The 12,138-nt window shown below is 70.8% G+C and carries 9 protein-coding genes; 1 reads left to right on the forward strand and 8 read right to left on the reverse strand.

All coding sequences use genetic code 11. The features are described from left to right. Nucleotides 1-331: 331 nt before the first annotated feature. From MKK49_RS02765 to ileS, 6 genes are all read right to left on the reverse strand, one after another. Nucleotides 332-931, reverse strand: a complete 600-nt coding sequence (locus MKK49_RS02765; protein ID WP_244026535.1) for a HupE/UreJ family protein — start codon at nt 929-931, stop codon at nt 332-334. 212 nt (nt 932-1,143) lie between these two features. Then, complete coding sequence (locus tag MKK49_RS02770) at nt 1,144-2,439, reverse strand: M16 family metallopeptidase (protein ID WP_244026536.1); 1,296 nt, start codon at nt 2,437-2,439, stop codon at nt 1,144-1,146. 74 nt (nt 2,440-2,513) lie between these two features. After that, on the reverse strand, nt 2,514-3,890 hold the full coding sequence (locus MKK49_RS02775) for a M16 family metallopeptidase (protein ID WP_244026537.1): 1,377 nt from the start codon (nt 3,888-3,890) through the stop codon (nt 2,514-2,516). Nucleotides 3,891-4,017: 127 nt separating this feature from the next. Then, nucleotides 4,018-4,686, reverse strand: a complete 669-nt coding sequence (locus tag MKK49_RS02780) for a hypothetical protein (RefSeq protein ID WP_244026538.1) — start codon at nt 4,684-4,686, stop codon at nt 4,018-4,020. A gap of 219 nt (nt 4,687-4,905) precedes the next feature. Then, nucleotides 4,906-5,427, reverse strand: coding sequence for a signal peptidase II (gene lspA / locus MKK49_RS02785; protein ID WP_244026539.1), 522 nt, complete (start codon nt 5,425-5,427; stop codon nt 4,906-4,908). Between the two features lie 388 nt (nt 5,428-5,815). After that, nucleotides 5,816-8,896 (reverse strand): isoleucine--tRNA ligase, encoded by a 3,081-nt coding sequence (gene ileS / locus MKK49_RS02790; RefSeq protein ID WP_244026540.1) that lies wholly within the window; start codon nt 8,894-8,896, stop codon nt 5,816-5,818. A gap of 319 nt (nt 8,897-9,215) precedes the next feature. On the opposite strand from ileS, the gene MKK49_RS02795 reads away from it, so the two are divergent. Beyond that, entirely contained in the window at nt 9,216-9,476 is a 261-nt protein-coding gene (locus MKK49_RS02795; RefSeq protein WP_244026541.1) for a hypothetical protein, read from the forward strand. On the opposite strand, the gene MKK49_RS02800 is transcribed toward MKK49_RS02795, so the two are convergent. Next, nucleotides 9,467-10,372 carry a DMT family transporter gene (locus tag MKK49_RS02800; protein ID WP_244026542.1) on the reverse strand — a complete coding sequence of 302 codons (906 nt, stop codon included), beginning with the start codon at nt 10,370-10,372 and terminating at the stop codon, nt 9,467-9,469. The genes MKK49_RS02795 and MKK49_RS02800 overlap by 10 nt on opposite strands. Nucleotides 10,373-10,462: 90 nt before the next feature. Continuing rightward, nucleotides 10,463-12,094, reverse strand: a complete 1,632-nt coding sequence (locus tag MKK49_RS02805; RefSeq protein ID WP_244026543.1) for an alpha-D-glucose phosphate-specific phosphoglucomutase — start codon at nt 12,092-12,094, stop codon at nt 10,463-10,465. Nucleotides 12,095-12,138 lie beyond the last annotated feature (44 nt).

Here is a 12,138-nt window from a genome sequence, read left to right on the forward strand (position 1 = left end):
TCGGATCGCGTCGTTGCACCAGGGCTCCCTCTCCTTCCAGGCAGGGCGATCGCAGAGGAACCACGACGGGCCCCCTCTCCTGTTTGGGAGAGGGTTGGGGTGAGGGTCGTGGACTCTCCGGAGAGTTCGCACACCTCACCCCGCCCTCTCCTTCCAGGAGAGGGGGCCTGTCGCGCCCGTTCGAAGCGCTTTGCTTCGCGTTCGAGCGCCGGGAAAACCTATCTGCGATCGCCCTCCCTGGAAGGAGAGGGAGCCCGCGCTGCACTTCGTCTTTCAGCGATCGACCAATTCCACGAAACTGATCAGCCAAAACTCGTATAAGAACACAGCCTCAGAACGCGCCGGCGAGGAGGCCGAGGCCGGCGGCGGCGAGGCCCGCCCCGGCGACCCGCAGGGCCGGGCGCGTCGTGCGGTGCGCGGCCACGAGCCCGAGGCCGAGGCCGGCTGCGTGCAGGAGGGCGGTGGCCGTAAGGAAGCCGAGGCCGTAGGCGAGGCCCGAGGCGGCGCCGGGCATCTCGGCGCCGTGGGCGAAGCCGTGGAACACCGCGAAGGCGCCGACGAGGCCCATGGCCCCGGCCACGGGCGGCACCGCGCCGCGCGCCAGGACGGCGCCGAGGACGACGACGGACAGGGCGATGGCGGTCTCGACGTAGGGGAGGCTCAACCCGGCGGCGCCGGCCGCACCGCCGAGCGCCATCATGCCGAGGAAGGCCGCCGGGACGAGGAGGCGCGCGCGCCCGCCGATCCGAGCCGCGATGAGCCCCACGGCCACCATGGCGAGCACGTGGTCGAGCCCGCCGAGGGGGTGGAGGAAACCCTGGGCCAAGCCCCCGGCCTCATGGCCCGGATGCGCCAGGGCGGGCGTGGCGATCACGAGTGCGAGGGGCAGGATCGCCGCGCGGGCGAGGAGCGTCGGCAGGGCAGAAGGCATCCGGATGTCCCGAGAACGGTGGCAGGCGGCAAGCAGTGTAGCAACCGCCGTGCCCCGGGGCATCCCAGAACGAGGCCATATCAAAAGCGGTCGATCGCTTCGGATCGATCGATCGCGACGACCTCCCTCTCCTGAAAGGAGAGGGGACCCGCGATTCACCGCGTCCTTCAGCGACCCGCAAACGGGTCCGAACCAATCCGGTGGAGGCGAACTCAGAAGTCCGTGGGCCGGCCGGCGGCCACGACGAGCATCTTGCCGTCGGCGAAGGTCCGTGCGCCCGCGCGACGGATATCGGCCTGGGTCACGTTGGCGACGAGGTCGTTGCGCCGGGCGATGTAGTCCATGCCCAGGCCCTCGAAGGCGATCTGGGCGAGCTGGTGGGCGATCTTCGTCGAGGTGTCGAAGCCGAGCGCGTAGGAGCCGGTGAGGTAGTCCTTCGCCTTCTGCAGTTCCTCGTCGGACGGCCCCTCGGTGATGAGCCGGCCGATCTCGTCGCCGATGACCGAGAGGGCTTCGCCGACGCGCTCGTTCTTGGTGGCGGTGTAGCCCCAGGTCATGGCGGAGGCGCGGTGGCTGACCAGCGACGTGCCCACCGAATAGGCGAGCCCGCGCTTCTCGCGCACCTCCTGGAACAGGCGCGAGGTGAAGGAGCCGCCGCCCAGGATGTGGTTCAGCACGTAGGCCGGGATGAAGTCGGGATCGCACCACGGCACGCCGCCCATGCCGAAGCGCAGGACCGATTGCGGCACGTCGATATCGACGACGTGGCGCTGGCCGAGGTTCTGCACCCGGGTCTGCGGCACGGCCGTCAGCGGGGCGGCGAGGTCGAGGCGGCCGAAGGCGCGCTCGAGGGCGTCGGCGAGGCGCGCGGCGTCGATGGCGCCGACCGCCGCGACCTTCACCGCACCCCGCCCGACGAGCTTGCGGTGCATGGCGACGAGGTCGTCGCGGGTGATGGCCGCGATGCTCTCGGCCGTGCCGGACGAGGGCCGGGCATAGGGGTGGCCGGGATAGGCCTCGACGAAGAAGCGGCGCGAGGCCATCACGCCGGGATCGTTCTGCTGGTAGCGCAGGCCGGCCAGCGTCTGAGCGCGCACCCGCTCGATGGCGTCGGGGTCGAGGCGGGGTTTGGCGAGCGCCAGCGCCAGGAGGTCGATGGCCTCGTCGGCGTGCTTGACCAGCATCTTGAGGGAGCCGCCCAGCGCATCGGCCCCGGCGTGGAACGAGAGCTCGATGGCCCGTGCCGCGAGGCGCTCCTGGAACGCGTCGGAGACGAGGTCCCCGGCGCCCTCGTCGAGGAGGCGGGCGAGCATCTGGGCGACGCCGGCCTTGCCCTCGGGGTCCTGCGCCGCGCCGCCCTCGAAGCTGAAGGCGAGGGCGATGAGGGGCACCACCTGCGATTCGACGTGCCAGGCCTCGATGCCGGCGGCGGTGGCGACGGGCACGGCCTGCGTCGGCGACTGGGCCGAGCGGGCGGCGGTGTCGACCAGTTGGGGAGCCAGGGGCATGGAAACCTCGTTGTTCTGGGCCGGGCCCGGCGCGCGCGTCGCGCCACGGCCCCGAAATCCGGGCGGAGCGCTGATCAGGCGTCGGCGTCGCGGGTCTTGGTCAGGTAGCCGGTGACGGAACGCTGCGGGACGAGGTAGCGCTCGGCCACCGCCGCGAGGCGCGCCTGGGTGACCCCCTCGATGTCGGACGGCCAGCGCCGCACTTCCTCGATGGTCTCGCCGATGGCCAGCGCCGACCCGTAGATGCGGGCGAGCGACGACTGGCTGTCCGACGAATAGACGGTCTCGGCCACGAGCCGGGTCTTGGCCCGCTCGATGGCCTCGGCGTTCAAGGCCTCGGACGGCGCGCGACGCAGGACCCGGTCGACCTCCTCCTCGAGTTTCTCCAGGCTGATCCCCTCGGCGGGGATCGCGTAGACGGAGAAGCGGGTGTCGTCGATGGCCGAGCCCATGTACCAGGCGCCGGCATTCACGGCGACGCCGAGCTCCATGACGAGCTTGCGGTAGAGGTAGGAGGTCGAGCCCCCGCCCATCACCTCGGCCAGGAGTTCGAGGGCGTGGCACTCGCCGTCCTTCGCGGTGATGCAGGACGGCGTGAGGTAGAGCCGCTGCAGGGTCGGCTGCTCGACCTTGGGGTCGGCCACCGCGAGGCGGCGCAGGGCCTTCGGCTCCGGCTCCCGGGCGCGCACCCGCACGGGCCGGGCGCCCTGGGGCGTGACGCGGCCGTAGGTGTCGTCGGCCATGCGGCGCACGTCGTCGGGGGTCACGTCGCCGGCCACCACCAGGATGGCGTTCTCGGGGGTGTAGAAGCGCTTGTAGTAGTCGAGGGCGTGGGTGCGGTTCAGGTCCTCGATCTCGTGCATCCAGCCGATGATCGGCGTGCCGTAGGGGTGATGCACGAACAGGGAGGCGGCCATGGCTTCGGAGAGCTGGGCGGAGGGGTCGGTCTCGACCCGCATGCGGCGCTCTTCGAGCACGACGTCGCGCTCGGGCGCCACCACGGCGTCGTCGAGGACGAGGCCGGTCATGCGGTCGGCCTCGAATTCCATCATGGTCTGGAGATGGTCGCGGGCCACCCGCTGGAAGTAGGCGGTGTAATCGTAGCTCGTGAACGCGTTCTCCTGGCCGCCGAGGCCCGAGACCGCCTTCGAGAAGGCGCCGACCGGGTGCCGCTCGGTGCCCTTGAACATAAGGTGCTCGAGGAAGTGGGCGATGCCGGACTGGCCCTGCGGATCGTCGGCCGAGCCGTTGCGGTACCACACCATGTGGGTGACGACGGGCGCGCGGTGATCCGGCACCACGACCACGTCGAGGCCGTTGTCGAGGGTGAAGGCACCGACATCGGGACCCCCCGCCTCGGAGCGCCCGAACGGGGCGGCCTCGGCCCGGCCCGCGCTGGCATGGCTTTGGCGAGGGCCGAGGAGCGGAACGTCCTTCCGGAACAGGTGCATCGAAGAGCTTTCCTTCAGCGTTCGGCCCGCGCGGGACCGTCCGTCTCGTTGAGCGTCGCACGGGAGTCCGGCACCCGCCGCAACGGCCGGGCCAGACGCGTGAACCGGCTGGACGCCGGCGAAGATGTCAGTTCCGGCCGCGGATATAGGCGCCCGGATCGGCCTCCTCGCGCTCGCGCGAGGGATTGTTGATGGGATCGCCGCTCGTCTTGGCGACCTTGCGGGGCGGCTTGCGGTAGCCGGTCGGCGGATCGGTCAGCACGTCGCGGTCGGGCTCCACCAGGGACGGTTCGGCCACCTCGGCGGACCGCAGGCCGAAGGGGTTCGACCAGAACGAGTTGCGGTCGGCGGTCTCGCCCTCGGGCCGGCCCGGCTCCGTGCGCACCTGCGCATCGGCGCGGCGCCCGCCCCGCATCTCGTCGATGGAGAGGGTCACGTTGTTGTCGTCCATGCGCCCCTGCGCGCCGCGCACGATGGGCTTGCGGGCCTCGACCCGCTCGCGCTCGCGCTGGGCGATCTCGGGGTCTTTCGGCCATTGCGGCGAGGCCTCCGCCTTGCGCGGCGGCGGCAGGGCCTTGCCGTCGAGCTTCGGCGGCATCACCAGGGGCGCGCGCTCGCGGTAGGTGATGGCCGGCTTCTCCGGCTCGATCAGGCCGATATTGCTCAGCGCATCGCGCATGAACACGCCCTGCTGGGCCTGCGCGCCGCCGAGGCCGGCGAGGACGCCCGCCCCTGCAAGGAGGCCCGTCACCAAGGTGCCCGTCACGGAGTAGAGGAACCCGCGCTGTCCGATCATGCCGCCCCCGATGCCTGTCCGGTCGTCGCGCCCGGTCCCGGGCGCGAATGGTCGCGTTCACGTCACGATCCTGATCCGGCTTCGAACGCCTGATCCCGGTTTCGGGCGATCGTATGGCGCCTTGGCCGCAGGGTGCCAGTGCCGGGCCGCCAACGATCCCCGATGTGGTTTACGCACCACAGGTCCCGGACACTGTCGCCGCACCTTGCAATGGCGGCGTCAGGCCTGCGGCGTGGTGGTGGTCTTGGTGGGCGCCTCGGTGGAAGCCTTGCCGCGCAGATCCGGCAGCAGGCTGTCGAGGACGAGGCCGACGACGCCCGCGACGATGGCGGCATCCGCGACGTTGAACACGTACCAGGACCAGGTGCGCCAGTGCAGGTGCACGAAATCGAACACCGCCCCGTACGCGGCCCGGTCGATGGCGTTGCCGATGGCGCCGCCGGCGACGAGGCCGAGGGAGACGGCCAGCAGCCGCGTCGGCGCGCGCCGCATCCACACCACGAGGCCGGTGGCCGCGAGCACCGAGACGGCGACGAGGATCCAGCGCCCGATCCCACCCTCCTGCTGGAACAGGCCGTAGGACACGCCGCGGTTCCACACCACGAGGAACTCGGCGAACGGCGCCACGGGCCAGGGCTGGGTCAGGACGAGGTCGGTGCCGAGATAGAGCCAGAGCTTCGAGGCCTGATCGACGACCAGGGTGGCGAGGAGGCCCATGAGGCCGAGGCGGAAGGGAGTCATCGGATCGTTCGCATGGCGCGAGGGAGGCTCGCGCGTTCCCGTCCCCCTCGCGGGGATACCGGATTCGTACATCCGCAACGCCGCCGATTTCGACAGGCGACCGCCCGCCGAAGGACCGCGTGCGTCGGCGGAGAACACGCCGGGCTCCCTCTCCTGGAAGGAGAGGGTTGGGGTGAGGTGTGGGACCTGTTCGGAGAGTTCGCACACCTCACCCTGTCCCTCTCCTTCCAGGAGAGGGGACCCATGTTTCCCGCGCGATGGAGGAAGCCCTTGGCGCGGGAGGTGGGACCGAGGGTGGCTCCGCTGGCCTTCGCAGGTCCAGGGTCGCCCAGCCACCCCCACCCTCGATCCCTCCCCGCAAGGGGTAGGGAAGAGCGCTCCCGCCCCCTCACGCGATGGCACCGTGGGCGGCGTCCCACTCGCGCAGGGCCCGGGCGTCGCGGGGGGTCACGTCGGGATAGGCTGGGTCCGCGCCGACATCGGTCGTGACCCGCCAGGACCGGGCGCATTTGCGGCCCTCCGCGAGCCCCGGGACGACGGCGACGCCGCGCACGTCGTCGAGGCGGAAGGCGTCCGCCGGCCCCTCGCCCGACGCGATGCGGATGGCGGAGGTGATGCACACCTCCGCAAAATCGATCCCGTCGAGGGCGGCGAGCAGTTCCGGGTCGGACACGAACACCGTCGGCGCCGCCTCCAGGCTCGCTCCGATGCGCTTGCCCGCCCGCTCGATCTCCAGGGCGCCGGTGACGACGCGGCGGACCTTTCGGACCTTCTGCCAGCGGGCGGCGAGCGCCGCGTCGCGCCAGGCGGACGGAGTCTCCGGCAGGGTCTGGAGATGCACCGACCCGGTCTCCGAGGGATACCGGTCGAGCCAGGCCTCCTCCGCCGTGAAGGCGAGGACGGGGCTGAGCCAGATCGTCACCCGGCGGAAGGTCTCGTCGATGACCTGCAGAGCGGCCCGGCGGGTCGGCGACGAGATCGGATCGCAGTAGAGCGCGTCTTTCCGCACGTCGAAGTAGAAGGCCGAGAGGTCGCCGGTCATGAAGCCGTTGAGGAGCGCCACGACGCGCTTCAGGTCGAAGGCCGCGTAGGCCTCGCGGATCTCGCCGTCGAGCTCCGACAGACGATGCCGGATCAGGCGCTCCAACTCGGGCAGCTCGGCGTGCGGGATCTCCGCGCCCGGCTCGAAATGCGCGAGCGAGCCGAGCATCCAGCGGAGCGAGTTGCGCAGCTTGCGGTAGGTCTCGGCGAAGGTCTTGATGATCTCCGGGCCGATGCGGAGATCGTCGGTGTAGTCGGAGGCCGCCACCCACAGGCGCAGGATGTCGGCGCCGGAATCCTTGATGATGTTCTGTGGCGCGACGACGTTGCCCTTCGACTTCGACATCTTCAGCCCCTTGGGGTCGAGGACGAAGCCGTGGGTGAGGACGATGTCGTAGGGGGCCCGCCCGCGCGTGCCGGCGGATTCCAGCAGGGACGACTGGAACCAGCCGCGATGCTGGTCGGAGCCTTCGAGATACATCACCGTGTCGGTGCCGCCGTCGCGCTTGCGCACCACGCCGGACAGGCCCGGAAACTGCTCCGGGTCGTCGAGGACGAAGGCGTGGGTCGAGCCGGAATCGAACCAGACGTCGAGGACGTCCGTCACCTTCTCGTAGTCGGCCGGATCGTGCTCGGGCTTCAAGAAGCGGGCGCCGTCCGTATCCGTGAACCAGGCATCCGCCCCTTCCGCCGCGAAAGCGTCCGCGATGCGGGCATTCACGCGCTCGTCGCGGAGAACCTCGTGAGTACCCTTCTTCACGAACACCGTGATGGGCACGCCCCAGGCGCGCTGGCGCGAAACCACCCAGTCGGGGCGGTTGCCGACCATGCCGTTGATGCGGTTTTTTCCTTGTGGCGGCACCCACTGCGTCTCTTCGATGGAGCGCAGGGCGACCTCCCGCAGGGTACGGCCATCCAGGGAGTCGACGGGCTTGTCCATCGCAATGAACCATTGCGGCGTATTGCGAAAAATCACCGGCTTCTTCGAGCGCCAGGAATGCGGATAGCTGTGCTTGAGGGTGCCGCGCGCCACCAGGGTGCCGGCCTCCGTCAACGCCGCGATGATCGCCTTGTTGGCGTCGCCCTTCTCGCCCTTGTGGTTAAGGACGCGTTTTCCCGTGAAACCGGGCGCGTCCTCCGTCAGGGCACCATCGGCATCCACGGTGTAGGGGATGCGAGTGTCGATGCCGCGGTCCGTGAGCGCGCGGCCGTTGGCCATCCAGACCTCGAAATCCTCGCGGCCATGGCCCGGCGCCGTGTGGACGAAGCCGGTGCCGGCCTCGGCGGTGACGTGGTCGCCGTCGAGGAGCGGGACGTCGAAATCGTACCCGAGCGATGCGAGCGGATGCGAACAGGCGCCGATGGCGGCGGGATCGAACCAGCTCGTGAGCCGCGTGTACCGGACCACCTTGGCGGCGGCGAAGAACCCGTCCGCGAGATCGTTGGCAAGAAGGTAGTAGGCCCCCGGCGCGGCCCAATTGCCTTCCGGCGCCTCCTCGACACGGTAGATGCCGTACTTGATCTTGCTGGAATAGGCGATTGCCCGGTTGCCTGGCAGTGTCCAGGGCGTCGTGGTCCAGATGACGATCGCCAGGCGTTCGCGCATTTCACGCGTCAGTTCGAACGTCCAGTCGATGCCGGGTTCGCTCATCAGAGCCGCGCCTGACGTGCGCTTGATTTCCTCGACGGCGCCGACCCTGTCGGCCCTGTCCTGATCGTAGGCGCCTTGCCAGCTCTTGACCGGGAACGCGACGAACACCGTGTCGCTGACGACGTCCTCGTACTCGACCTCAGCCTCGGCGAGCGCGGTCTTCTCGACCACGGACCACATCACCGGCTTCGAGCCGCGATAGAGCTGGCCGGTGGTGGCGAACGTCATCAACTCGCGGGCGATGGTGGCTTCGGCCGGGAACGTCATGGTGGCGTAGGGGTGGTCCCAGTCGCCGGTGACGCCGAGGCGCTTGAACTCGGCCCGCTGGGTGTCGAGCCACTGGCCGGCGAAGGCCCGGCATTCCTGGCGAAATTCGAGGACGGGCACGTCGTCCTTGTTGCGGCCCTTGGCGCGGTAGGCCTCCTCGATCTTCCACTCGATGGGCAGGCCGTGGCAGTCCCAGCCCGGCACGTAGTTGGCGTCGAAGCCCAGCGCCCCCTGCGCCCGGACGATGCAGTCCTTGAGGATCTTGTTGAGCGCCGTGCCGATGTGGATGTTGCCGTTGGCGTAGGGGGGGCCGTCGTGCAGCACGAACTTCGCCCGGCCGGCGGCCTTCGCCCGGATCTGTCCGTAGAGGTCGGTGGCGGCCCAGCGCTCCAGCAGCAGGGGCTCGCGCACGGGGAGGCCCGCCCGCATGGGGAAGTCCGTCTGCGGCAGGAACAGGGTCTTCGAATAGTCGCGGGCGGGGGCGCCGGCGGACTCTGTGGGATCGCTCATGGGTCTCTGTCGGTCTTGGCGCTGAAGCGGGGCGGTCCAGGGGACCGGTGGCGGAAGGGGCAATCGAGTGCCCTCCCGGCCTCCGCCGAGGCGCGCGCTGCCGCGGCCCTCAGGCGGAGGCCGGGCTCATAATTCGCGGGCGGCCGGGGAGCAGGTCCGGGCCGCGCGGATCGGCATCAGCGCACATGCGCCGGCTTCTAGCAGCGCCGGATGCGCGAGACCAGCGAGCTTTCGCGGGACCGCAGGCCGGGGACCTTTTCCAAGCTCGGCCGTTGATAACACCCGCCGCGAGGCGATCCCAACACCGGAGAGACCCGCCATGAGAAAAGCTTTGCTCGCCGCCACCCTCGTCCTGTCGGCCTTCGCCGTGTCCGGCGCTGCCGAGGCCCAGGGGCTTCCGGGCGGCATCCGCCGGGGTGCGGCCGAGGGCGACCGTGTCGCCGGTCCCGTGGGCGGCATCGTCGGCGGTGCGGTCGGCGGCGCCGTCGGCACCGTGAACGGGGCGCTCGGCATCGATCCCGGCCGGCGCGCCTACCGCACGCGGATGAAATCGCGCCGGCACCACCGCCATCACCGCTGAGGGCGCTTGCCCCGGCGGTCCTGCGCCAGGAGGTAGAGCCCCGAGCCCACGACGATGGACGCGCCGATGAGCGTCCATCGGTTCGGCACGTCGCCGAAGACGAGGTAGCCGAGGATCACCGACCACAGGAGCTGGGTGTAGATGAAGGGCGCCAGCACGTTGGCCGGGGCGCGGGCATGGGCCAGCACCAGGAGCCAGTGCCCGAGGGTGCCGAACAGGCCGACCCCGACGAGGAGCGCCCAGACGAGCCAACCCGCCGGCGCGGTCCAGATCCACGGCAGCAGGGGCGTCATCAGGGCGAGGCCGGCGAGCCCCGAATAGACCATGGTGGTGGCCGTGGAATCGAGGGCGGCGAGCTTGCGCGTGGTGAGGATGTAGAGGGCGTAGCACAGCATGTTGCCGAGGCTGAGCAGCACCGCCGGCTGCACCGGCCCGACGCCGGGCCGGACGATGACGAGGACGCCGAGAAAACCGATGCCGATGGCGACGAGCCGCCGGGGCGAGGTCCATTCCCCCAGCACCGGACCGGCGAGCAGCGCCACGGCCAGGGGCGCGGCGAACTGGATCGACAGGGTCTCGGCGAGCTGCAGGTGGCGCAGCGCCAGAAAATTCAGGGCGGTGGAGCCGAACAGCAGCAGGGAGCGCAGGATCTGCAGCCACAGGCGGTTGGTGCGCATCACCCCCGGCGAGGTCACCGGGTTGATGACGAGCGAGATCGCCACGACGCTGACGGCGTAGCGCATGAAGGTGGTGAGCAGGGGATCGACGCCGAGGCGCGCCAGGCTCTTGGCCGACGCGTCGAGGCAGGCGAAGAACGCGAGCGTCCCGCACATGAGCGCGATGCCGACGCGCCGGCGCCGGAGCGCCTCTTCCGTTTCGTCCACCGCGTGGCCCATCCCGTCCCGTCCGCGCCCTCCCCTACGCCACCCGCCGAGACGGGATAGGGGCCCACGGGCACGGCTGGCATGCCGTGCCCGGCGGGGCGATCAGGTCACGACGCTCGGCGCGTCCCGACCCGTCAGGCGGGCGATGTCCGCGATGGCGCCGGCGGCGGCGACGGTGGAGGCCAGCACCTCCGCCACGGGGCGGTCGAGGCGGCCGGAGGCGGGCTCGAAGCGCTCGACATAGACCCGCAGGGTGGCGCCCGCCGTGCCGGTGCCCGACAGGCGGTAGACCACCCGGGCATCCTCGGCGAACCCGATGCGCACGCCCTGCTGGGCGGTGACCGACCCGTCGACGGGATCGACGTAGCGGAAGTCGTCCGCCGTCGTGACGGTGAGATCGCCGAAGCGCTGCCCCGGCAGGCTGCCGAGCTTCGCGCGCAGGCTCTCCATCAGCCCCTTGGCGGCGTCCGCGTCGATCTCCTCGTAATCGTGGCGGGTGTAGTAGTCGCGCCCGAAGCGGGCCCAGTGCTCGTGGACGAGGTCGCGGGCGGGCTTGGCTGTCGCGGCGAGCACGTTGAGCCACAGGAGCACGGCCCAGAGCCCGTCCTTCTCGCGGACGTGGTTCGAGCCGGTACCGGCGCTCTCCTCGCCGCACAGGGTGATGCGGCCGGCATCCAGCAGGGTGCCGAAGAACTTCCAGCCCGTGGGCGTCTCGTAGGCGGGGATGCCCAAGGAGGCCGCGACCCGGTCCACCGCCCGGCTCGTCGGCATGGAGCGGGCGACGCCGGCGAGGCCCGCGGCGTAGCCCGGCGCCCGGTGGGCGTGGGCGGCGAGGATCGCGAGGCTGTCGCTCGGGGTCACGAACAGGCCCGGCGCCACGATCATGTTGCGGTCGCCGTCGCCGTCGGAGGCCGCGCCGAAATCGGGGGCGTCGGGGCCGAGCATGAGCTCGTAGAGGTCGTGGCAATGGACCGGGTTCGGATCGGGATGGTGGCCGCCGAAATCCGGCTTCGGCGTGCCGTTGACCACCGTGCCGGGCGCCGCGCCGAGCTCGCCCTCGAGGATGGCGTGGGCGTAGGGCCCCGTCACCGCGCTCATGGCGTCGAAGCGCATGCGGAAGCCTTGCCCGAACAGGGCCCGCACCGCGTCGAAGTCGATGAGGGTGCGCATGAGGTCGACGTAGTCGGCCACGGGATCGAGGATGGACACGCGCAGGTCGCCGATCCGGGCCTCGCCGACGGCGTCGAGGTCGAGGTCGGGCACGTCCGCGATGCGGTACGCGTCGATCGCCAGGGTCCGGGCGAAGATCGCCGCCGTGACGTCCTCCGGCGCCGGACCGCCATTGGCGGTGTTGAACTTGATGCCGAAATCGCCGTCCGGGCCGCCGGGATTGTGGCTCGCCGACAGGACGAGGCCGCCGATGGCGCCGTATTTCCGGATCACGCAGGAGGCGGCCGGCGTCGAGAGCAGGCCGCCCTGCCCAACGAGGACGCGGGCGAACCCGTTGGCCGCCGCCATCTTCAGGGCGATCTGTACCACTTCACGGTTGAAGAAGCGGCCGTCGCCGCCGATCACCAGGGTGGCGCCCGCCCGATCGGGGATGGCGTCGAAGATCGCCTGGACGAAGTTCTCGACGTAGCGCGGCTGGCGGAACACCGCGACCTTCTTGCGCAGGCCGGAGGTGCCGGGCTTCTGGTCGGGGAACGGCGTCGTCGCCACGGTGTTCGGCGTCATCGTGCTCACATCTCCGCGCCGGCCTCCGGGCCGGATCGGACAGG

Origin of the sequence: Methylobacterium sp. J-090 (assembly GCF_022829345.1) — a bacterium.
Lineage (GTDB): Bacteria > Pseudomonadota > Alphaproteobacteria > Rhizobiales > Beijerinckiaceae > Methylobacterium.